The sequence below is a fragment of the Lactobacillus apis genome (assembly GCF_002837055.1).
In the GTDB taxonomy this organism is placed as follows: Bacteria; Bacillota; Bacilli; order Lactobacillales; family Lactobacillaceae; genus Lactobacillus; species Lactobacillus apis.
The window spans coordinates 1-23,211 of the sequence record NZ_PDKP01000006.1 but is presented as its reverse complement, the minus strand read 5'-3'; the positions used below and the strand labels follow the sequence as shown (position 1 = coordinate 23,211).

General features: G+C 36.5%; 16 protein-coding genes. 13 read left to right on the top strand and 3 right to left on the bottom strand.

What is annotated here, in order from left to right; all coding sequences use genetic code 11:
* Positions 1-5 precede the first annotated feature (5 nt).
* The 7 genes from CRG87_RS05330 to CRG87_RS05300 all read left to right on the top strand — a co-directional run bounded on the left by CRG87_RS05330 (position 6) and on the right by CRG87_RS05300 (position 9,126).
* Complete coding sequence (locus tag CRG87_RS05330; protein ID WP_074425819.1) at positions 6-1,055, top strand: MupG family TIM beta-alpha barrel fold protein; 1,050 nt, start codon at positions 6-8, stop codon at positions 1,053-1,055.
* A 100-nt stretch (positions 1,056-1,155) separates the two neighbouring features.
* Positions 1,156-1,629 carry a cysteine hydrolase family protein gene (locus tag CRG87_RS05325; protein WP_074425818.1) on the top strand — a complete coding sequence of 158 codons (474 nt, stop codon included), beginning with the start codon at positions 1,156-1,158 and terminating at the stop codon, positions 1,627-1,629.
* A 108-nt stretch (positions 1,630-1,737) separates the two neighbouring features.
* On the top strand, positions 1,738-3,711 hold the full coding sequence (locus CRG87_RS05320; protein WP_074425817.1) for a glucose PTS transporter subunit IIA: 1,974 nt from the start codon (positions 1,738-1,740) through the stop codon (positions 3,709-3,711).
* Between the two features lie 9 nt (positions 3,712-3,720).
* Positions 3,721-4,617 (top strand): N-acetylmuramic acid 6-phosphate etherase, encoded by an 897-nt coding sequence (gene murQ / locus CRG87_RS05315; protein WP_101138690.1) that lies wholly within the window; start codon positions 3,721-3,723, stop codon positions 4,615-4,617.
* Between the two features lie 164 nt (positions 4,618-4,781).
* Complete coding sequence (locus CRG87_RS05310) at positions 4,782-5,753, top strand: ribose-phosphate diphosphokinase (protein ID WP_046307695.1); 972 nt, start codon at positions 4,782-4,784, stop codon at positions 5,751-5,753.
* A 188-nt stretch (positions 5,754-5,941) separates the two neighbouring features.
* A complete protein-coding gene (locus CRG87_RS05305; protein ID WP_074425815.1) occupies positions 5,942-7,531 on the top strand; it encodes an ATP-binding cassette domain-containing protein in 1,590 nt (529 codons plus the stop codon).
* 2 nt (positions 7,532-7,533) lie between these two features.
* The gene (locus CRG87_RS05300) at positions 7,534-9,126 is read left to right on the top strand and encodes an ATP-binding cassette domain-containing protein (protein WP_074425814.1); all 1,593 of its coding nucleotides are present in this window, start codon (positions 7,534-7,536) and stop codon (positions 9,124-9,126) included.
* Positions 9,127-9,192: 66 nt separating this feature from the next.
* Here the strand turns inward: CRG87_RS05300 and CRG87_RS05295 are convergent, their stop codons facing one another.
* On the bottom strand, positions 9,193-10,560 hold the full coding sequence (locus tag CRG87_RS05295; protein ID WP_074425813.1) for an HD domain-containing protein: 1,368 nt from the start codon (positions 10,558-10,560) through the stop codon (positions 9,193-9,195).
* Between the two features lie 191 nt (positions 10,561-10,751).
* Between CRG87_RS05295 and CRG87_RS05290 the strand changes: the two genes are divergently transcribed.
* Positions 10,752-11,582 carry a helix-turn-helix domain-containing protein gene (locus CRG87_RS05290; RefSeq protein WP_074425812.1) on the top strand — a complete coding sequence of 277 codons (831 nt, stop codon included), beginning with the start codon at positions 10,752-10,754 and terminating at the stop codon, positions 11,580-11,582.
* Positions 11,583-11,872: 290 nt separating this feature from the next.
* Here the strand turns inward: CRG87_RS05290 and CRG87_RS05285 are convergent, their stop codons facing one another.
* Entirely contained in the window at positions 11,873-12,109 is a 237-nt protein-coding gene (locus tag CRG87_RS05285; RefSeq protein ID WP_074425811.1) for a hypothetical protein, read from the bottom strand.
* A 468-nt stretch (positions 12,110-12,577) separates the two neighbouring features.
* On the opposite strand from CRG87_RS05285, the gene CRG87_RS05280 reads away from it, so the two are divergent.
* The 4 genes from CRG87_RS05280 (at position 12,578) to CRG87_RS05265 (ending at position 16,717) form a co-directional block, all read left to right on the top strand.
* Complete coding sequence (locus CRG87_RS05280) at positions 12,578-12,982, top strand: YwiB family protein (RefSeq protein ID WP_074425810.1); 405 nt, start codon at positions 12,578-12,580, stop codon at positions 12,980-12,982.
* Positions 12,983-13,028: 46 nt separating this feature from the next.
* Positions 13,029-13,574, top strand: coding sequence for a DNA-directed RNA polymerase subunit delta (gene rpoE / locus CRG87_RS05275; RefSeq protein WP_046307684.1), 546 nt, complete (start codon positions 13,029-13,031; stop codon positions 13,572-13,574).
* Positions 13,575-13,692: 118 nt separating this feature from the next.
* Positions 13,693-15,312 carry a CTP synthase gene (locus tag CRG87_RS05270; protein WP_074425809.1) on the top strand — a complete coding sequence of 540 codons (1,620 nt, stop codon included), beginning with the start codon at positions 13,693-13,695 and terminating at the stop codon, positions 15,310-15,312.
* A 130-nt stretch (positions 15,313-15,442) separates the two neighbouring features.
* The gene (locus tag CRG87_RS05265; RefSeq protein WP_074425808.1) at positions 15,443-16,717 is read left to right on the top strand and encodes a UDP-N-acetylglucosamine 1-carboxyvinyltransferase; all 1,275 of its coding nucleotides are present in this window, start codon (positions 15,443-15,445) and stop codon (positions 16,715-16,717) included.
* Between the two features lie 465 nt (positions 16,718-17,182).
* Here the strand turns inward: CRG87_RS05265 and CRG87_RS05260 are convergent, their stop codons facing one another.
* A complete protein-coding gene (locus CRG87_RS05260) occupies positions 17,183-18,088 on the bottom strand; it encodes a peptidylprolyl isomerase PrsA (protein WP_074425807.1) in 906 nt (301 codons plus the stop codon).
* A gap of 292 nt (positions 18,089-18,380) precedes the next feature.
* On the opposite strand from CRG87_RS05260, the gene CRG87_RS05255 reads away from it, so the two are divergent.
* Positions 18,381-23,211 (top strand): S8 family serine peptidase (locus CRG87_RS05255; RefSeq protein WP_101138689.1); only part of this gene is annotated, 4,831 nt, incomplete at its 3' end.

The following is a 23,211-nucleotide window of genomic DNA, read 5'->3' as shown; positions in this document are numbered from 1 at the left end:
AAAAAATGCTTGGATTTTCAATTTATCTGGATCATGACCTAACAGCCGCTGATTATAACTACTTATTGGCAATGCGTAATGCTGGTTTAACGACAATTTTTACTTCTCTAAATATTCCTGAAGATGATGATAAACTAGTTTTAAAGCGCTTGGGGGAATTAACTAAGTGGTGTAGTAATCTGGATATAGATTTAATTGCGGATGTTTCTAAGGCTGGCTTGGAGAAATTAGGTGTAGCAATTACCGATATTGATCAGGTTAAAAAGTTGCATTTAACAGGATTAAGGATAGATTCAGGAGTTGATTACAGCACAATTGCAAAGTTATCAAAAGAGATGCCGATAGCACTAAATGCAAGCACGATTGAAAAAGAGGATGCTACTGCATTGCGAAGTTATTGTGCCGACTTTACACATTTACAAGCGTGGCATAATTATTATCCACGACCAGAGACTGGTTTATCCACAAATTGGTTAGCTGCCAAAAATGCTTGGCTGCATGAAATGAACTTGCAGACGATGGCTTTTGTTGCGGGAGATGCAAAAAAGAGAGGGCCAATTAATGAGGGCTTGCCGACAGTAGAACAGCAACGAAAAGAAAATCCATTGGCAGCGATGCTTGAATTGAAAGAGCTCGGCTGTGATCACGTTTTTATCGGTGATGCTGACTTATCTCAGGCATCACTGAGAAGCTTTAAAAACTACATTAAAGAGAATGCAATTACGCTGCGAATAAACAAAGATGTACCAGAGCTATTTAGTCACGAATGGCACAATCGAAGGGATTGTGCAGAAAAAGTTATTCGTTTAGCTGAAGGACGTGAACGGCAGCTCTTTGGAACAACTCCTAATAGCGAAGCTCTGGCACGTCCTAAAGGAACGATTACATGTGATAATAGCTTATATATGCGTTATCAAGGTGAGTTACAAATCACAAAATGTGATTTGCCAGCTGATAAACGGGTTAACGTTTTAGCGCAGGTGATACAGGAAGATTTGCCATTATTAAATCAAATAGAAGCGGGTAAAAAGCTACTCTTTACATCGGATGAGTAATTTATCTTACAGCGAGTAATAAAGTTTAGGTTGAATATCAACAATATAGCGTTATAATAAAAACGGTTTCAAAGGAATATTTTTAGTTGAGAGGATAATTATGTCAGCCGATAATTTATTGTTAGTAGTTGATGTTCAGGAACAAGCGATGCACTTTTCGAGCAAGAAGACAAAGTTGCTTGAACGGATTAACCGTGTCATTAAAAAGTTTGAAGAAAATAACGATCCAGTTATATACGTTAAGCAGGAAAACCTTGGTGACTTTTCTTCTAAGCTGAAGGTCGAGAGCTCGGCACCAGTTTTCACTAAGAACGAACCAAGTCCATTTACACAAACAAACTTTGCTCAGAAGGTACATGATCTTAATCCTAAAAATGTTGTTGTGGTGGGGTTAATGAATCATACCTGTGTTCAGGCAACAGTAAAGAGTGCATTGAGTCGCGACTACTCAGTTACATTAATTTCGGACGGATATGATTCTTCTATTAAACCAGTAACGAATCATTATAATCACTTATTAACTAAATTAGGTGCTCATCGGTTAACGACGGATGAATTTTTATTAGTTCAATAATTTTTGTAAGCCACGGATATACTGAAAAAGTATCTCCGTGGTTTTTGTGTTCTAAAAGCAGTAATATTTTGGTAACTAGCAAGTTATTTTTTAAGCAGGGAGGCTTAAATGAGTATAGACAAGTATACAGATTTGGGACAAAAAATTTATGACCAGATCGGTGGAATCGAAAATGTTAAATCGTTGTATCATTGCATGACAAGGGTACGAATTTCAATAAGAGACAGAAATAAGGTTGACTTAGCCGGACTTAAGAAAATAGACGGTGTCATTGGAGTTGTTGACGGTGAAACTTTAGAAATTGTTTTAGGCCCAGGGGTGAATACTAAAGTCGCTCAAAGCATGGTTGATGCTGCCGGTGTAAAAGAGAATGATCCTTTCCCAGCTACCGCACCAAGTTCGTCAAGTACCGAGACATATCAACAAGATAAATCAGAGGTAATACAAAAAGCAAAAACGGTTCATGATGCGCAAAAAGCTGGTTTAAAGCAAACCTGGTGGAGAGCAATTTTACAACATATTTCTGCTATCTTCATTCCACTTATTCCTGCCTTTGTTGGTGCGGGACTGATTTCTGGTGTGGTTGGGATGCTGAGAAACTTGATGACAGTTAAAATATTGCCACCAAGCTGGAATCTGAGCATAACTGTTTTAGGTGTAATTTCTTCTGGCTTATTTACCTATCTAAACATTTATGTTGGTATTAATGCCGCCAAAGAATTTGGTGCTACACCAGGTTTAGGAGGCATTATTGGTGGAATTATTATGTTGCCAAATGTATTACCGCCAGTTACTATTCCGAACGTGTTTGACGGCAAACCACTTGCTGCAGGACAGGGTGGTATCATTGGAGTTTTAATATCTGTATGGCTACTTTCTTACGTAGAAAAGTTTTTCCACAAGCATATAGCCGATTCTGTGGATATTATTTTCACACCATTTTTAACGCTCTTAATAATGGGTTTAGCTACTATCTTTATTGTCATGCCTTTTGCGGGTTGGATCTCAAATTCACTAGTTAACAGTATTAATTGGGTACTTAAAGTTGGTGGTCCAATTGCCGGTTTTATTTTAGGTGCAGTATTTTTACCAATGGTTCTTTTTGGAATCCACCAAATTTTGACGCCGATTCATATTCAAATGATTCAAAAAATAGGCTATACTCCACTTCTACCGATTTTAGCTATGGCTGGTGCAGGCCAAGTGGGTGCGGCAATAGCTTTATGGATTAAATGCCGCAAAAATAAAGCGTTAACTAAGTTAATAAAAGGGGCATTGCCAGTTGGAATTTTAGGTGTTGGTGAGCCCTTGATTTATGGGGTTTCGCTCCCGCTTGGACGCCCATTCATTACTGCCTGTCTTGGCGGTGGTATTGGTGGTGCAGTCTTAGGTGCTTTTGGCAATGTAGGATCAACGGCAATTGGTACCTCAGGAGTTGCGCTGATACCATTAATTGCGAATAACAAGGCTCTATATTACTGCATTGGCTTATTAGCAGCTTACCTTGGTGGATTTGTTTTAACTTATTTATGGGGAGTTCCTCAAGATGCAATGCTAGCAAAAAATGAAGATGGCACTTTAGTAAACCAAGTTGAGGAAACAAATGAAGTGAAAAATAGTGTTTCAGTATCTTTAGCTAGTCCAGTTAGTGGTCAACTTGAAGCATTAACTGCCGTACCTGATGATGTGTTTTCGCAAAAAATGTTGGGTGATGGTTTTGCTGTTATTCCAGATAGTGATGAGATTGTTGCACCAGTTGATGGGCGAATTTTAACAATAATGGATACCAAACATGCGATTACGATGGAGTCAGCAGAAGGACCACTCGAAATAGTTCTGCATTTTGGAATAGATACGGTTGAACTTAAAGGTGAGCCATTTGAAATTAATGTAAAAAGTGGTCAGCATGTAAAACAAGGAGACTTAATTGCCAAAATGGATGTTGCAGCAGTTAAAGCGGCCAATAAGCCTACAGATGTGATGACCATTGTTAATAATATGGACGATGTAGCTCAAATTAGTCCTATTTCTACTAAACAGGTGAAGGCTGACCAAATTGTTACAACTGTTACAACAAAGTAGAGGATAAAAATGGAAATTAAAGAGTTAAAAACTGAAGAGCGTAATCCTGCAACTAGTGAAATTGATAGAATGTCAACACTAGAAATGGTTAATACGATTAACCAAGAAGATCAGAAAGTTGCTCAGGCAGTAGGACAGGAAAATGAGCAAATTGTCCATGCAATTGATGCAGCAGCTAAAAATTATTCTAATGGCGGTCGTTTAATCTATCTTGGTGCTGGAACTAGTGGACGGCTTGGCGTATTAGATGCTGCAGAGCTAGTGCCGACTTATGGTATTAAGCCTGAAAGAGCAGTCGGACTAATTGCTGGCGGAAAAAGTGCAATGTTTTCAGCTGTAGAAGGCGCCGAAGATTCAGCAGAACTGGGTGAAAAGGATATAAGTGATTTGGCTTTAACTCAAAATGATGTTGTACTTGGCTTAGCTGCAAGTGGCCGAACACCATATGTGATTGGCGGATTAGCCTATGCCAAAAAGCAAGGTGCTTTAACAATTGCAATTGCCTGTGTAGCAGATTCTGTTATTGGTCAGCATGCAGATATTGCTATTGAAGTGGTGGTTGGTCCTGAAGTAGTCACTGGTTCAACTAGGATGAAGGCCGGAACAGCTCAAAAAATGATTTTGAATATGAGTTCCACAGGCGTGATGATTAAGCAAGGAAAAGTATATTCAAATATGATGATTGATGTACAGCCGACTAATGAAAAGTTGGTTGATCGAGCATGTCGCATCATTAGTGCAACTGCCGATATTGACACTAAAAAGGCACTACAGTTTTTAGAAAAGGCCAACAAAAATGTGGCTCAAGCAATTGTGATGGCTAAAACAGGAAAGACTGAACATGAAGCTGCCGCATTACTAAAGAAATATCATGGTAATATTCGTAGTGTCTTAGATCATGAATAAAAATTTCTTTTAAAATAAGTGGAAAACTTACGCATTATCTGCACATTCTAGCATTCGGGGCTTGAATGTCGTCCGCTAAAGTTGAATAATAGTATAGGAAAAAGCTTTTTCGGACAACTTTTGGTAAAATAATAAGTTGTTAACATTTTAATACGGAGGAAATTATGTCTTATAAAGACAATATGATGTTGTTTGCCCTCAATTCGAATTTGCCGCTAGCACAAAAAATTGCGGACCGCGTTGGGATTCCACTTAGTGAATCTAGTGTACAACGCTTTAGCGATGGGGAAATTCAAATTAATATAGACGAATCTGTTCGTGGTAAGGACGTATATTTAATTCAATCAACGAGTGTACCAGTCAATGATAATTTGATGGAATTGTTGATTATGATTGATGCTGTTCGCCGCGCAAGTGCACAGACGATAAATATTGTAATTCCATATTATGGCTATGCTCGTCAGGATCGCAAGACTCGTCCACGTGAACCAATTACAGCTAAATTAGTTGCTGATATGTTGCAAGAAGCAGGTGCCACTAGACTATTATCACTAGATTTACATGCACCTCAAATTCAAGGCTTCTTCGATATACCTGTAGATAATTTAATGGGTGCACCATTACTTGCAGATTACTTCTTAAGAAATAATCTGGAAAAGGATGCAGTTGTAGTTTCACCAGATCATGGTGGTGTTACTCGTGCTAGAAAACTTGCAGAATTCCTAGGCACTTCAATTGCGATTGTTGATAAGCGTCGACCACGTGCTAATGTTGCCGAGGTAATGAACATCATTGGTGATGTTAAAGGTAAGCGAGCAATCATTATTGATGATATGATCGATACTGCTGGAACTATCACGTTAGCTGCACAAGCATTGATTGATGCAGGTGCAACTGAAGTTTATGCCAGTGCTACACATGCTGTTTTATCTGGTCCAGCCATTAAACGTTTAAATGATTCTCCGATTAAAAGCTTGGTATTAACAGATTCAATTAACCAGCCTGCAGAGAAGAAGTTGGATAAGACTTCACTTGTTTCAGTGGGACCGTTAATTGGGGATGCAATTAAGTGTATTCAAAAGAATGAACCACTTAGTCCTTTGTTTAATACCAGATATGAAAAAGATAAGCATTAAAATTTAAAATGACACGTAATAAAACCCTGAAACCAAACTGATTTCAGGGTTTTTCTATGTACTAAATTATCTTACTAATAAAATATGTGTCACTTAGTTGGAAAAAATGACCACTTAATTGAATCAGATTGAATTTAAAATAAAATTAGACTTTAATAAGAAATATGAATTAAGGAGGCTTGAGACCATTGACACTAAAGCAATTATTAAAGACTAGCATACCAAGAACAATTTTAATTTTATTAGTTTTCTTGGCTTATGCATTAAGTGGTACTGCAACAACATATTTTTTCAAATACATAACTAATGATCTTAGTAATGGAAACTGGAGCGGGTTTGCTTTTTGGATAGTTTTAGAACTTATCATTTCAATTTTTACTATTCTTCTACTACCACTAGGAACATTTTTGTTTAACAAGCAGATTCAAGAATATTTGCACGAAATTCGCGCCAAAATAATGAAACACTATTATGCCGCCGAACCAACTAAGGTTGCAGATATGCAGAATCAATTGGGAAATAATCTCAAAGTTTTGTCCGACGATTATGCGACACCATGGATAAAAATCTGGATTAATTTATTAAGCATCATTATGGCAATAGGAACACTATTAACATTGCATTGGTCATTAATTTTGATTGTGACCGTAGTAACGATTATTGTTCTTTGCTTACCTCAAATCATGACCAAAAAATTGTCCAGTTCAACTGCTAAAGCAGCTCAGAAGAATGCGCAATTTTTAAATACAATTGAGAACTGGTTTTCTGGTCTAGGAGAATTACGACGTTATGGTGCTGGTGGCCGTTTAGCCAAAGCGCTTGGTCAAGATAACCAGAAACTTACAGATGCCAATGTAAATAGTAATAAAATGAAGTCTATTGCAATTGCAATTAATGGCGTGGGCAACTCAATCGGTCAAGTGGGAACAGGTCTCTGGGCTGGTCTACTATTTTTCAGACATATAATATCTCTGGGTGACTGGGCCATTGCTAGCAGTTTTGCCTCAACTATTTTTAATGGCTTATGGGAAATCATTAGTGCAATTACCCAAATTCGTTCAACAAAGGAATTACGTGCTGATGTTACTAAACTCATTCAGCCGCTACCTGAAAGAAAGCCTAAGGCTGCAGTGTATGGTTTGAAATGTCGGAACCTAGAGGTTCAATATCAAAATGGTGAAAGTATCACTTATCCCGATTTCTCTATTAATCAAGGCGATAAAGTTCTACTAACAGGTGATTCTGGCACTGGAAAGTCAACACTTTTCAAGGTTCTATTGGGTAAAATTGAGCCCCAAAACGGAGAGATCTATTTTATTGATCAAGCTGGTAACAAACTACTACCTAAGCAAGCTGAATTAGGTTATGTGGCTCAAGACGCTACGCTTTTCCCGGATACGGTTGCTAATAATATTACGATGTTTAACCAAAAACTAAGTTCCAGATTAAGTGGGGCAGTTCAAAACGTACAGCTAGCTTCAGACATAGCAAGCTTTCCACAACAAATTGACACTAATGTTGATTTAGATCAAGGAAACTTATCTGGGGGGCAAAGACAGAAAGTTGTTTTAGCAAGGGCTGAAATACATGACAAACCATTTCTTTTATTGGATGAGGCAACAAGTGCAGTTGATAGCAAGACAACTAATAAAATCATTAGTGAACTGCTGCAAACAGATAAAACGGTCTTGCTAATTGCACATAATTTTAGTCCTGATTTAATGGAAAAATTTGATTATCAAATCTGCCTAAAAGCAAAGAAAAAGGAGGTCAAGTAGAAATGACTATTAAAGGTTTTTTTAAGCAAAACCCATTACGCTTTGTAGTGATAATGGTAGTGCTAATTAGCTTTCATGCACTTATGATTGTTAATTCATTAATTGTAATCATTGAAACTACAGCAATTCAGCAAGGTAATTTTAGAACTTTCATGGTTATGGTTCTTGCTAGTTTTGTATTCATCCTGATCGATTATTTATTGCAAGGACTGCTACGTTACCTTCAATCTAAACAAGAGGAACAATATAAAGCTGCTATTCGTCAAAAAACAATTGACCATTTTTATAAAGATCAAAAAGAGCACCCTGTAGCGCAGGTCCAGAATGGATTAACTAATGACTTAGTTCAAAGCCAAGAAAATTATTTAGAACCCTTTTTCAATTTGCTCGGTGGTGTAGCAATTATCGTGTCTGTTGTTGCGTTATTAATTTCATTACACTGGAGTTTACTTTTAGCGGTCACTTTGATGGTGATTATTTCGTTAGCTGTGCCTAAATTGCTTGAAAAACCCTTACAGCAGGCAATAACTCACATTTCTGAAAGTAATCAAAAGTATTTGGATTGCTTAGACAAGTGGCTTAGTGGCTTAGAAGAAATACAACGCTATTTTGCCGGTGAAAAATTATTTGCGATAACAGATAAGGCAGCCAAAGACTTGGAGGATGCAAATGTTAAACAAAATGGGGTCATGCAACTGCTGTCTATTGTTAATGGGTTAATTTCAGTTTGCTTTTCAACAATCTTATTTTTATTAGCTGGCTACTTATTTCAGCAAAAACTAGTTGCTTTTGGTGTTATTATCGGTGTTGGAAACTGTCAATATTATCTAAGAATGGGCGTTGAAGAAATCGTTAATTCATACGGCCAGATGAAGGGTGCCCAATCTTTAAATAAAAAAATTGCTGAGGAAACTAAAAGTGTTGAACAGCCTAAACTAGAACAAGTCTCAGCACCTGCGGAGCTGAGTGTTCGTGACCTTAGCCTACAATTTCCAAATGGTGAGAGTCTAAAATTCCCTGATATTGATATTAAAGCAGGTGAAAAAATACTATTAACTGGCGATTCAGGTGCAGGTAAATCAACTTTATTTAAACTTATTCTAGAACAGCTTAAGCCGACTACGGGAAAAATTGTTTTCAAGAATAAAAACGGCGTGCCAATTAATCCTGATATGGAGAAAATTGGTTATATCCCTCAAGATCCTGTTCTCTTTCCAGCAAGTATCGCTGACAATATGACGATGTTTGCTGATAAACTAAAAAGTGCTTTACCTTCGCTTGTAGAAAAAGTTCAGCTTAATGGAGATATTGCTAAGTTTGACCAAGGACTGGATCAGCAAATCGATTTGAATAAGTTAAATATTTCTGGCGGACAAAGGCAAAAAATTGTTTTAGTACGTGCATTAGTTCATCACAGTGAATTGATTCTAATTGATGAGGGAACTAGTGCGATTGATCAACAAGCTACGATGGAAATTTTGCGTGAGGTAACTGCAACCTCTGCAACGGTAATCTTTATAGCTCATAACTTTAATGAACAAATGAAGCAGTTATTCGACCGTGAAATTCATATAGTTAAAAATACAGAAAGTTAAGTAAACGTATAACCTAACAAATAGCTCCCCAAAAAAAAGATCGAATTCAATCAGAATTCGGTCTTTTTATTTTTTATTACTTTTTGGTTTTCGCAAATAGCGCAGCTTACCATTTTTGACATAACGTTGGAATTGTTGGTAAAGCGGGTCAAAAATTTGTGGTTCATCGCTATTGGACATCATGATTTTAGGGAAGAAGAACCGTTCATCGCCTTGAATTGTCCCGTTAAGTGCACGAACTAACGGACTTAACTGTGACAGTTCAATTAGCTGACCGTCAGCTTGCATGATTTCAATTTGACTATTGGCGTTTTTCCCGCTTGGTTTATACGCATCATAAGGTTCATCAAAAGCAGAATTGGTATCTGTATAATAGAGCGGATCAAACCCAGCTTGCTTAATTAGGTCCTTTAATTTAGGTAATAAGCTCTTAGTTTCGTCATCGATGCAAATACTTGCTAATGGCTTTCGATACAAATAGCAATTTGCTAAATCAGCTAAAATTGGGTCGCTTGCCTTTGTCCACATGGAGAAGTTTGTTTCCATGACTCCATCGTCTAATTCAAGGTAGTCGCTGAGCGTCCAGTCGCCAGCTAAAAACTTGGCTAAACTTGGTGTAACTTGCAGAGTACCTTGCTCATAAACAACTTTTGCTCGTTCAAGTAAATGCTGCAAAATAACTTCCATTGAACGGCCTACACGGTGAAAGTACACTTGCTGATACATTTGATAGCGCGAAACGATATAGTCCTCAACTGCATGCATTCCAGCCATTGTGAAGCAAATGCCACCTTGATAAGGTCTTATTTCTTGTAAAATTCGCGACAAATCAAATTCGCCGTATGTAACGCCAGTGAAGTATGCATCACGTTTAAGATAATCCATGCGGTCAGCATCAGCCTGACTGGAAATCATTTTAACGACTTGAGGATTAGGATAAGTTTTATCAATAACACTAGCAACTAATTCAGGAAAGTTTGGTGCAACTCCGCGCAAAACATGGTTAATTTCTGTATTAGGGTCAGTAATAATCTTTTGACCAATCTTTTCGTGGTTTGTACCAAATAGATGCTCAAAAGTATGTGAGTACGGTCCATGTCCGATATCGTGGAGTAAACCGGCACATTCAACTAATAAGCGGTTATTGTCGTCCCAGAGGCCATCCCCCGAATTATGAGATGGGTACTTTTCTGCGAAAATATTACAGATTTTTCTAGTCAGCTCGTACACACCTAGATTATGTTCGAAACGGGTATGAGTTGCTCCAGGAAAAACATATGAAAGAGGCCCAAGTTGTTTGATACGGCGCATTCTTTGGAATTCTTCTGTTTTTAAAATGTCCAATATGACTTGATCTTCAATGTGAATGTAGTCATGAACAGGATCACGTAAAACAACTTCTTTAGTTAATTTTTTACTTTGAAATTTTGGCATAAATATTCCTCGAAGTTAGTTTATAATGTAAGATTAAAAATTGATTATTTACTTGATTATAGCAAATTTGCAATTTATAGGGCACTTTGAATATTCAAAAGGATCAATTTGTTAAAAACAAATAATATTTTTGAATGTTTTTCTGATTAGTGACCATAATATTTTATATGGAATAAAAAGGGATGATAATTATGAATCGTATTGGGAGCAAATTAAAAAAGTTACGTCATGATTTAGGTTTAACCCAAAAGGAGATGGCTGCTGATGTAATTTCTGTTTCGTTTTATTCAAAGGTTGAACGTGGCTTTCATGATATCGGAGCAGAAGAGTTGATCCAAATTCTTGAAAAACATGGGGTTAGTTTTCAGGAGTTTTTTTCTGAAACAGAAAATGGCAATTCTAATGACAATAAAATTAATTATTTGAGAAATCAACTTGTAAAGGCTGCAAATGAGGATAATGATGATGAAATAGTAAATATTACTGATCAATTAATGCAAATAGAGCCTCAAACCAGTTTAACAGAATCACTTATTTTACAGGCAAAGGTTATTTCAAATACACATAATGATGACTCACTTAAAAAACTAACACGTGCAGAAAAGAAAGAAATTAAGCAAGTACTATTTCAAAAAGACATTGATGATAATGGATACCTAAGGATTGTTTTATTAAGTAATATAATGGAACTGTATACAATAGATGAAGCTACTTTTTTAGTGAAAAGTATTATTAGGCGCTATCAAAATGTTTCTAATATTGAGAAAAAGGTTCTAGTGGCACTAAGCGTATTGGTGATTAACTATATTGACTTATGCATACAAGACAATAAAAGTAGTTTATGTATAGAGCCATTAAACTTTTTAAAGCAGTTGCCTAATACTATAGAATTGGCATTTACTAAAATGTTAGGAAAGTACTACGAAGACGTAATTAATGATAATCAAGAGGAGGCCGATCAAATAAAGAAAGTACTAATCAATTCTGGCTATGAGGTAACTGTTGATAGGTTAATAAAGTAATATTTTTCGAATATGAAAATCACCTTGTAAACAGTGCAATAGGGGTTATTATAATTAATGAAAAGTTTGGTTAATATTGATTTATATAGGAGAAGAAAAATGTCATTAGCATTATTTAAACCTGTCATTATTATTGTTACAGATTAAGAATTAATCATTTAAGAAGTAATATAGTATAAATTAAAGTAAAAAAGAGCTAGCTCAAGTTTCATGCTTGACTAGCTCTTTTTGTTTTTATTTGTTTTTGAAGTCAGATTTATTTTTAGACTTCAATCTAAGTTGACGAGTTTCTACTTACTCCTCTGTTCCCAGATAGCTTTGATTCGTGCTAGCTCTTTCGGGTCAGGATTCATTGCATTAGCCTTCAATTTCTCAATATCATCAGAAGATGGTTCCCAGCCATCTAAATGTGTAGCTTGAACTACTCCTCTAATTTGCTGGAACATAGTCTTGTCGGGTATAAAAATGCCTTGAATGGTTTGCTTCTCGTTGTCAATGTCTAAGCTATATTTTTTTGAATTTGACATATTTAGTAAGTCTCCTACATTTTAAGCTGGTAAAAAACAATGGACCCTCAAAAGGGTCAAATTGTAGTTGTTCTTCTTAAGTTCTAATGATAGTTAGGATTATCACAATTCATCTTTTAATTGGTTGCAATCATGCTATGAGTTACTATCAATATAGTTATATTTTATCAAATTTTGCTCATTTATGGGCGAGTGTTGACCATAATCAGAAATATTGGTGCCCAGTTTCATCAATGGTTTCAGGTATAATTCTTGATTGTGCCAGTGGAAAATTTATTATTGTCTTTTGCTCAAGCTTAATCACAATAGGTGGGATTAAGCTGGTAATATCACCGAAAAAGGAATTGGAGTAATTACTGGTATAAAAAAATAATTTGTTTTATAATGTTTTCTGCTAAAATTAAGAAGGATATTAAGAATTATTGCTAATCTTGATGGTTAGCTTTTTTATTGCAAAGAATCAAATATATGACTAAAGTAAAAATTGATTTTACTAGTAAAATTGTTCAGGAAAAGGAAAGTGAGACTTTCCATAAAACTGGCCAGGGTGAACTAATCGAAAATGGAGACGTGACTAGGGTTTCTTACTTAGAAGATGACAAAGTTCCAGTTAAGCTGCTAATTAAAGAAAATGATGTAATCATCAAGCGTGGTAATACTAACGATGATTATTCGCAACTTCATTTTACGGTTGGACAAAAAAGGGACTGCCGGTATGTTGCATCTGGCTACCAAATGGACCTGAAGAGTTCCACTAAATTAATTAAATTTTTCCCTAAAATTGACGGTTCAAAGCAACTTCAGATTGAATATGACCTCTTTAGTGGACTATACTTAGTAGGAAGTTACACAGTTACGTTGATTTTTACTTGAGCGCCTAGTAAAATAAAAAGGATTGTTAAAAGAGAGGAATACAATTGTGGGATTAAACGACTTTAAAGACAAAAATCGCAATGAACTATCAATGATTGAAGTTGCTCGTGCAATATTGGAAGATAACAATAAAAGAATGGGTTTTGCCGATATTGTTAATGCCGTACAAAAGTACTTGGGAGAGAGTGACGAGGAAATTAGGGAACGTTTACCCCAATTTTACACGGACTTGAATACCAACGGTGAATTCATTTCAATGGGTGAAAATGTTTGGGCTTTACGTTCATGGTTTCCTTATGAATCAGTTGACGAAGAAGTTAACCATCCAGAAGATGAGGACGAAGATGACAGTCGTGCACATCACAAGAAAGTTAATGCTTTCTTAGCAAGTGCTACTGGAAGCGACGACATTATTGACTACGATAATGACGATCCAGAAGATGAAGATTTAGATGCGACAGCTGACGATGAAGCAGATGACTTTGTCGAAGATGAAGATTTCGTTGATACTGATGATGACGATGATGAAGATTTGCCAGATGGCATTGAAGGTCAATTGTCAGAATTAGATGATGACGAAGATGATGAATAATTCTCTTGACTTAATGACGCAAAATAGATAGTATTTTAATTGGGCACCCTTATGTGCGTTTATGCTCCCTTTTTGGGAGCTTTTTTATTTTTATTTTTTGCAAAAAGGAGTTTGGCTAATGACAAAATATATTTTCGTTACGGGCGGCGTTGTTTCTTCACTAGGCAAGGGAATTACTGCTTCAAGTCTTGGTCGGTTATTAAAAAATCGTGGTTTGAAAGTAACCATGCAAAAGTTTGATCCATATATCAACATTGACCCAGGTACAATGAACCCATATCAACACGGTGAGGTTTTTGTAACTGATGACGGAACAGAAGCAGACCTTGATTTAGGCCACTACGAGCGAATTGTAGATGTGCGTACCAGTAAATACTCAAATGTAACTACTGGTAAAATTTACAAAGAAGTTTTGGAAAAAGAACGTCGTGGTGATTACCATGGCGCTACTGTTCAAGTTATTCCTCATATTACGGATATGATTAAGCAAAAAATCATGCGTGCAGGCTTAACCACTGACTCTGATGTGGTTATTTCTGAAATCGGTGGTACTGTCGGTGACATTGAGTCTACTCCTTTTATGGAAGCAATCAGACAAATGCGTCGTGAGGTCGGTGAAGAAAATGTGATGTACATTCACTGTACTTTAGTACCATATTTACACGCTGCTAAAGAAATGAAAACTAAGCCAACCCAGCATTCAGTTGCTGAATTGCGCAACATCGGTATTCAACCAAATATGCTAGTTTTACGTGCAGAAATGCCAATCAACCAAGAACATAAGGATAAGATTTCTAACTTTACTGATGTTCCAGTTGATCGAATTATTGAATCAATTGATGCGCCATCACTTTTCGACTTACCATTAGCCTTCCAAGAACAAGGTATGGATCAAAAAGTTTGTGACTTTTTACATATTAAGAGTCCAAAAGATGAAGCTGATATGGCTGAATGGACCCGTCTTGACGAAAGAGTTAAGAACTTAAAGTACAAGACCAAGATCACTTTAGTTGGTAAATATGTTGAACTTGAAGATGCTTATATTTCTGTTACTGACGCACTTAAGCATGCTGGTTATTCTTATAATACTGATGTTGAAATTAACAAGGTACAAGCAGAAGATATAACTGAAGATAATATTGCAGACTTCATGAAAGGTTCCGATGGCTTGATTGTTCCCGGTGGATTTGGTTCCCGTGGCTTTGAAGGCATGATTACTGCAATTAAATATGCCCGTGAAAATGACATTCCATTCCTTGGAGTATGTTTGGGTATGCAAATGGCAACTGTTGAATTTGCACGTGACGTTTTAGGATATAAAGATGCAAATACTGCTGAAGCTGATCCTAACACTAAGCACAATGTGATCGATATTATGGCTGATAAACGTGATGAAGAAAACATTGGTGGAACTCTACGTTTAGGTCTTTATCCAGCAGCATTAAAGCCTGGTACTAAGACCGCAGCTGCTTATGACAATCAAGATGTTATTCAAGAACGTCACCGTCATCGTTACGAATTTAACAATGAATATCGTGAAGCATTTGAAAAGGCTGGAATGACCTTTGCAGGTGTCTCACCAGATAACCATTTAGTCGAAGTAATAGAACTTACAAAGAATAAGTTTTTCATTGCTGCACAATATCACCCTGAATTTTTGAGTAGACCACAAAGACCAGAAGGACTATATAAGGCCTTTATCGGTGCTGCTTCTGGTTTAGAGGAAGAAAAACTATAAAGAGTGAAATTGAATAATACAAAAATCTTTATTTTTAAGCAGGGAAGACGAAGGTCTTCCCTTGTTTTTTCCGGTAAATTCCTTTAACATAATTATGACTAATCGAAAATAGAAAAGGATTTTTTCGCCAATGAAGCAAATGATAATTCATGGTGGAAAGCCCCTACAGGGTGATGTCTGGATTGGCGGCGCAAAGAACTCAACCGTTGCACTAATTCCGGCATCAATTTTGTCGCGTACACCGGTAACTTTGGAAGGCGTTCCAAGGATTGCAGATGTTGACAACTTAATGGATTTACTGAGTGAGATGGACGTCGTTTGTTCTTTTGAAAAGACAACTTTACAAATCAATCCAGAGAACATTAAGATGAGCCCATTGCCAAGTGGTAAGATCAAGAGTTTACGAGCTTCCTATTACTTTATGGGTGCTCTTCTTGGCCGTTTTGGTAAGGCTGTTGTGGGCTTCCCTGGCGGGGATGATATTGGACCCCGCCCCATTGACCAACATATCAAAGGTTTTGAAGCCTTAGGTGCATGTGTAACAAATGAAAATGACCAAATAACAATTACTGCTCCCGATGAAGGACTGCAAGGAGCGACTATTCACCTAGAAATGCCATCCGTAGGCGCGACAATGAATATTATCATGGCTTCAGTTACCGCAAATGGGCAAACTGTTATTGATAACGCTGCTAAAGAACCTGAAATAATTGACTTAGCAACTTTCCTTAATAATATGGGTGCAGTTATTCGAGGAGCAGGAACCGATTCAATCCGAATAGAAGGTGTTGAAAAGTTAGAAGCTAGAGCTCCGCATACGATTATTCCTGATCGAATTGAAGCTGGAACGTACATTTCTCTTGCTGGCTGTATTGGCAACGGTATCTGCATTCATAACATTATTGAAGAACACCTGGATTCTTACCTTGCGAAGGTAGAAGAAATGGGACTCGTCATTGATGCAGATGAGGACTCACTTTACGTTTATCCTGCTGGCGACTTGAAAATGACGCAGATTAAAACTGGTGCATACCCAGGTTTTGCTACTGATTTGCAGCAGCCTGTAACTCCTTTGCTGTTATCTGCTAAGTCTGGTGAAGGTGTAATAATTGATCGTATTTACCCTAAAAGAATTGGTCATATTGAGCAATTGCGTAAGATGGGTGCTGACATCAAAGTAGAGGATAATATTATTCTTGTTCATCCGACTGAAAAGCTGCATGGGGCAACTGTTGCTGCTGGAGAAATCAGAGCTGGTGCATGTTTGATGATTGCGGGACTAATGGCAAAAGGTGACACAATTATCAATAATGCTGGTAATATTCTTCGTGGTTATGATCGCGTCCAAGAAAAATTACGCTTGCTAGGTGCTGACGTTACGATCAAAGACGTTCCAGATAAGTAGCTAAAAATAGTGCAATTAAAGACATTTAAGTAAACGACTAATCTTTTGATTAGTCGTTTTTTACTATTTTCATTAATACTCATTACTAGTATTCTTTATTATTTTATTAAATCTGCTTTTTGTAGTTCTATTTGATTGTTTAATACAACATGCTGATTTTCAGAAGATGAAAAATAATTAGATATTAGAGTTTATAATATATTGCTGCTAGAATAATACTTTTAATTAACAAAATAGAAGGCAAATCTCAACTTTAGAGGTTTGCCTTCTATTAGTCTGTAATCATCTAAAAGAATGGATATAGTTTAACATCTTTTGCAATTTAGTCTGTTTGGTAAATATTCCTGACATGTTGTCGCAAGTTGCATAATGAAAGTAGATTATAAATGATTTGTGATTGATTAGATATTTAAAAGTTTTGAATCGTTAGTAAGTGTTCAACATGATTTTATAAGCAACTAAACGCTAATTTAGCCCTGACTTTGTAGATCCTTTGTATTGATCCAAGGCAGATTTTAAATCTTTGTCTGTAATTTTGACGTTTTGATCTTTCAAAACTTGACTGATTACATTTCTCATAACAGCAGAATTTGCAGCCCATTTGTCATAAAGATTATTTGTTAGTTCTGCTTTATTGTTCTCAAAACTTCCTTTAGCTGGATGGTTAATCATTTTTATTATTTCATAGCCATTAGTAACTTTTACTGGGGTGCCAGTATACTCACCATTTTTAAGTTTATATGCAGCATTTTTGAAAGTAGAATCCAAATTTTTATTTTCTTGATTAAAGGGTGCTAATTTTCCGCCATTAGTGCTGGTAGAACTATCCACAGAATATTCTTTTGCTAAACTTGAAAAACTTTTTCCCTTATCCAACTGATTGATAATTTTTTCAGCTGTTGATTGACTCGTTACTAAAATATGCTGAACAGTAATTTTTGGTTGATACGTTTTCCATTCTGCTCTTAATTGCTTATCTGTTGGCTTGATTTGAGACCGCAATGCAATTTCACTAAGTAGGTTAATTTGAATCATTCTCTTAAATGATGACTTAGTGTATAAATTTTGTGCTAAAAACTCATCAAATTGTGAACCATAGCGTTCTTTATAATTATTGTATTCTTGAGTAACTTCTTTAGAATTCAGTTTTTCCCCATATTGGGCTTTTAGAGCGTCATAAATTAACAAATTAGCTAAAACACTTTTACTCGAAGGAGCTGACTTGAGTTCCTTATAAAACTCTTGTTGCGTAATTTTTTTGTCTTTTCCATATTGAGCAACTTCTGCATTATTTGACTTTGAACAGCCTGCTAAGCTTAGTAAAGAAATACTAGTTACAGCAGTTATTACACCTTTTGATAATTTGTCCATTTTATCTCCTCCAATGAAGATTTCTTATCTAATTATTAAAAACATTAAAGCAGATTGCAACTTTTTATTTAATAAAATTACAAAAAATAACAAGTAATAAACAGGCACTTATCACGGTTGAAGCTAAAAAAGCCATGTATTACAGTAAAAAGTAAATAAAAACCAATAGCTAGAATTACTAAAATATTGTTGATTTTTTAATTTATTACTATATAATTTTTAATTAAATTGGTAACATTATTAATTTAATTAGGCAAAAACACTTTTATTAATTAGGCTTGGGGGACTAAACATGAAAAAAAATAAGTATGTGGGAGTGCTAGTTTGTGCGGCTGCACTTTCTGTATTCTCTAATGCTGAACTGCAAGTTAAAGCCAGTGTTGACAGTCAAACAAAAACTGTTGCAAAAAGCTCTAAAGTAACAGAATCAGCTACAGTGGGCGTGACAAACAAAGCAATTGAAGCACAATTAGCTGCAAAGGGAGTTAATCTTAAGCATTTAACTTCTAGCGAAAAGCAAGATGTATATGTTGATGTAATTGTTCAATTGTCTGCTGCACCTGCAGCTGCAAATGGTTCAGTAAACACAAATTCAAGTAGTGCAGAAATTGAGCGGGCTACAAAACAAGTAATTGCCCAACAGGCTTCAGTTAAAGCAAATATAAAGGCAATTACCAATCAAGCAATTGGCCAAAGCTATGGTTATGTAGTTAACGGTTTTGCTACTAAAGCAAAGGTTAAAGATATTCAAAAATTAAGAGCTATTCCAGGTGTTAAATCTGTAACTTTGGCAAAGGTTTACTATGCCAATGATTCTTCAGCTGATGATATGGCTAATGTCTCAACGGTTTGGAATAATTATAAATACAAAGGTGAAGGCACTGTAGTTTCTATCATCGATACAGGTATTGATCCTAATCATAAAGATCTACGTTTGAGTGATGAATCTAAAGCAAAATTAACTAGAGAAAAGGTTGCTGCTTTCACTAAAGAAGCAGGTTATGGTCGCTACTTTACTGAAAAGGTCCCATATGGACATAACTATTCAGATAACAATGATAATATTACTGACAATAGTTCTAGTACTCAACACGGTATGCACGTTTCAGGTATCGTAGGTGCCAATGGTACTTCAGATTCTGTTAATTCAGTTGTAGGTGTTGCTCCAGAAGCTCAGTTATTAGCAATGAAGGCATTCTCTAATTCAGCTAGTTCTGCTTCTACTGATTCTACTAGCGTTATTGGGGCAATTGATGATTCAGCTAAACTTGGTGCTGATGTTTTGAACATGTCCTTAGGTTCAGTTTCTGGTCAGCAAACTGATGATGATCCAGAAATTGCTGCTGTTGAGCGTGCTACTAAGACAGGTACTGCCGCTGTAATTTCTGCTGGTAACTCCGGAACCTCAAACTCAAAAGCTGATGGCAACAACAAGGCATATTATGGCAATCCAGATATGGAAACCATAGGTAGTCCGGGTACTGCCAGAACTGCCACAACGGTTGCATCGGCAGAGAATAATAAAGTTACTACTGATGGTATAACTTTTACTTCAGCTGATGGTAAAACTGTAGTAGCAGGCCCAGAAGCTACTCAACTTTCAGAAGGTACCGATCGTTCATTCTTTAATGACAGGCAATTTTATGTTGTTAAAGATAAAAACGGACAACTAGGTATAGGCTCTGCAAATCAATATACATCTGATGTTAAGGGGAAAATTGCCATCGTTAAGCGTGGGGCTCTTGCTTTTACAGATAAACAAAAATTTGCACAAGAAGCAGGGGCTGCTGGTTTAATCATTGTTAATAATCAAGCCGGTGCATTAACTAACATGCAACTTAATGCCGGGTTTCCAACTGTTGGATTATCAGGGGCTGCTGGAAGCAAGTTAGTAGAATACGTTGAAAAAAATCCTGATGAAGCATTAAAGGTAAGCATTGCTGTACAGCCATTAGATAATTCAGCGCTCAAGACAGATTTAATGTCTGACTTTACTTCATATGGTCCTGTTTCTAATTTGGCCTTTAAACCAGATATTTCAGCACCTGGTGGAAATATTTGGTCAACGCAAAACAATAATGGCTATACTAACATGTCAGGTACTTCTATGGCGTCTCCATTTATTGCTGGTACGCAAGCACTTGTTAGTCAAGCAATGAATGATAAAAATGGTTCTTTCTATGAAATTTATCAAAAGATGAGTCCAGATGAAAGAACAGCATTTATTAAGGCTTTGGAAATGAATACTGCAAGTATTCAACCTGATATTAGTCATGATAATGTAATTGTTTCACCTCGTAGACAAGGTGCTGGATTTATCAATGCACAAGCTACTATTCAGGCATTAGCTAAAAATCCTTCGACTGTTGTTAGTAGCAATGGCTATCCAGGTGTTGAACTTAAGAGCTTCACAGATAGAACGCACAAGTTCCAAGTTAAGTTTGTTAATAGAACGGATAAGACTTTAACTTATAAGTTAACTAATAATGGTAAAGAATCAGATGTTTATACTTCTGCTATTGATAGTAGTTCAGTTTTATACGACAAGAAGATTGATGGTGCTGCAGTTCAAGCTGATGGTGATGTAGCTATACCTGCAAATTCAACTAAGGAATTAACTATTACATTAGCACTGCCATCTGATTTTAAGGAAAACCAGTTTGTTGAAGGATTCCTGACCTTTAATGGATCAGATAGTTCACAATTGCGTTTACCATACATGGGATTCTTTGGCGACTGGGCAAGTTCAGATTTGCCAATCTTTGCTGGCTTAAATGATCCAGACGTGTTCCACCCTGAGAATAACATCTTGGGTACCATTGTAACTGTTGGTAATGACTCTATTAATGCTAACCCGGGCTTAGACATTGATGATGAAGGTAATTATGTATTTGATTCCTCGAAATTCGCAATTTCTACTGCAGATAATGCTCAATTCCAATGGTTTAAACCGACATATTACTTATACAGAAATGCGAATAATGTTAAGGCTCAAATTTTGGATAAAGATGGCAAAGTAATTAATACTTTAGCTTCATTGAGCAATGCCACTAAGTCATACTACTATGCACCAGCTCAAACATACAATTACTTTGATGAAGCTCCTGAGTGGCATGGTACATACTTTGACCAACAAGCTAACAAGACAGTTAAAGTGCCTGATGGAACATACACTTACAGAATCTCTGCTACTGTTGATGGCACAAACACGGAGCAGCACTACGATATGCCAGTTAAGGTAGACAGTGTCAAACCTGTATTAAAGAATCTCAAGTTAGAATCAGATACAGAAAAGGGCGCCGACGGCCAAGAAAAGACGCGCTACTACTTGTCTGTCGAAGCTAAGGATGACCTTAGTGGTTTGAGTGGTGACGCGAATGTTTCTATAAATGGTATCTTCAGTCAGTTAGCATATAATCCAACTGCTAAGGCAGATGAGGATGGCTTCCAAAAGGTTGAAATCGACTTATCTTCTGAACAGGTAAAAGCTTTACAAGCAGGTACTAATGACTTTGCTGTAGCTTTATTTGATAATGCTTCAAATGCGGGAACTGCTTCAGGTAAAAGCAATAAACCTGGTGAAACTGACTTTGGCTTAGTTCTTAGAGATGGTGGCTTACCAGATAAGATTTCTTCAAAGACTAAGAATTACGATCCTGACACTGAATCCTTTGTCTTCTCAGGTAGTTATCCAAGCAAGGTATATGGTACTTATACTGATAAGCATGGTGAGATTCATGACTTAGATATCGAAAGTGACGAAGACAATACATTTGCTGCTGCGCTTCCACTTACTAAGGACGATTACAAGACAAAGGTTACCCTTTATGCTGATGCTGACCATAAGACCGTCCTTAAAGAAAAAGAAATTACAGTTAGTCTTGTACCAGCTAAGGTTGAAAATTTAACCGTTGATAAGACTGATACTTACGATGCAAGTAAGGATTCATCAGCTAAACTGGCCCAAACATCTGAAGCTACTGTTAAGCTTTCAGGTAAGGTAAGTGATGATACTAAGTCATTAGTAATTAAGCAAGATGGCGAAGACGACATATCAGTTGATTTAAAGGATGACCATACTTTCTCCATTGAATTACCAGTAAGCTTTGGTGAAAACAACTTTAATCTTGTGGCAACTGATGAAGATGGTAATTCATCCAGTGTTGAACAAAAGGTTAAGTCTAGTGATCATGGTAAAACAACTGTAAAAAGCAGTGACGTTACATTCGATAACGGCATCAAGTGGGGTACCAGCACCGTTAGCGCTAATACCAAAAACTATGACCCTAAAACTGGTCAGTTGACTATTACTGGTAAGGTAAGAAGACCAACTACTACTTTGCAAATTGATGGTAAGGACGTGAAGATTAATTCTGATCAAACATTTGAAGTAACTCTAAATGTTGGTACTCACGGTGCTAAGATTATAAATGCTTTGATTGGTGATTCAACTGTTAGAGAAACTACTCAAGAGAGGCTAACTTTCTATGTAGATGCAGAATCACCTGTTTTAACCCTGGATGATGATGGTCCTGTTTACATTAACAAGGATAAATATACTATTTCTGGTACTGTCACTGATGACTACAATTACTATGGACTATCAATCAACGGTAATAGTATTGAATCTGCCTGGGGGGATGTAGATTACAACAGCAAGGAAGGTGTCAAGAAGGACTTTAAGTATGAAGTTGAATTGAAGAAGGGTAAGAATACTTTTAATATTAAAGTAACTGATGCCCAAGGCAATGAAACTACTCAAGCTTTAGTTGTTTACTATGAACCAGAAAAGACCTTAGATGAGCCTGATGTAAAGCAAACTGTGGCAGAAGATGCTGAGTCTGCTCTCCTTGAAGCTACTACCAAGGAGCCTGATGCAAAGGTGGTTTACAGTGTTGATGGCGGCAAGATATTCAAGGATATGCCAGCCGACGGACTCAAAGTCACTGAAAATGGTACCGTTGAATTTAAGGCTGTTGATAAGTATGGCAATGAATCTGATGTTAAATCTGTAGAGGTTAAGGATCTTAATGAGAAAACTAATCCTAGTGCAGATGACGAAAAATTATCCAAGGCTAAAGAAAAGCTTCAAGCTATTGTTGATGCTGGCGAAAAGAAAGACT

What these genes read in the sequence shown, in the direction of transcription:
- CRG87_RS05330 (WP_074425819.1), top strand. Translation starts at nt 6, where the DNA reads ATGCTTGGATTTTCAATTTATCTGGATCATGACCTAACAGCCGCTGAT.
- CRG87_RS05325 (WP_074425818.1), top strand. Translation starts at nt 1,156, where the DNA reads ATGTCAGCCGATAATTTATTGTTAGTAGTTGATGTTCAGGAACAAGCG.
- CRG87_RS05320 (WP_074425817.1), top strand. Translation starts at nt 1,738, where the DNA reads ATGAGTATAGACAAGTATACAGATTTGGGACAAAAAATTTATGACCAG.
- murQ (WP_101138690.1), top strand. Translation starts at nt 3,721, where the DNA reads ATGGAAATTAAAGAGTTAAAAACTGAAGAGCGTAATCCTGCAACTAGT.
- CRG87_RS05310 (WP_046307695.1), top strand. Translation starts at nt 4,782, where the DNA reads ATGTCTTATAAAGACAATATGATGTTGTTTGCCCTCAATTCGAATTTG.
- CRG87_RS05300 (WP_074425814.1), top strand. Translation starts at nt 7,534, where the DNA reads ATGACTATTAAAGGTTTTTTTAAGCAAAACCCATTACGCTTTGTAGTG.
- CRG87_RS05295 (WP_074425813.1), bottom strand. Translation starts at nt 10,560, where the DNA reads ATGCCAAAATTTCAAAGTAAAAAATTAACTAAAGAAGTTGTTTTACGT.
- CRG87_RS05290 (WP_074425812.1), top strand. Translation starts at nt 10,752, where the DNA reads ATGAATCGTATTGGGAGCAAATTAAAAAAGTTACGTCATGATTTAGGT.
- CRG87_RS05285 (WP_074425811.1), bottom strand. Translation starts at nt 12,109, where the DNA reads ATGTCAAATTCAAAAAAATATAGCTTAGACATTGACAACGAGAAGCAA.
- CRG87_RS05280 (WP_074425810.1), top strand. Translation starts at nt 12,578, where the DNA reads ATGACTAAAGTAAAAATTGATTTTACTAGTAAAATTGTTCAGGAAAAG.
- CRG87_RS05270 (WP_074425809.1), top strand. Translation starts at nt 13,693, where the DNA reads ATGACAAAATATATTTTCGTTACGGGCGGCGTTGTTTCTTCACTAGGC.
- CRG87_RS05265 (WP_074425808.1), top strand. Translation starts at nt 15,443, where the DNA reads ATGAAGCAAATGATAATTCATGGTGGAAAGCCCCTACAGGGTGATGTC.
- CRG87_RS05260 (WP_074425807.1), bottom strand. Translation starts at nt 18,088, where the DNA reads ATGGACAAATTATCAAAAGGTGTAATAACTGCTGTAACTAGTATTTCT.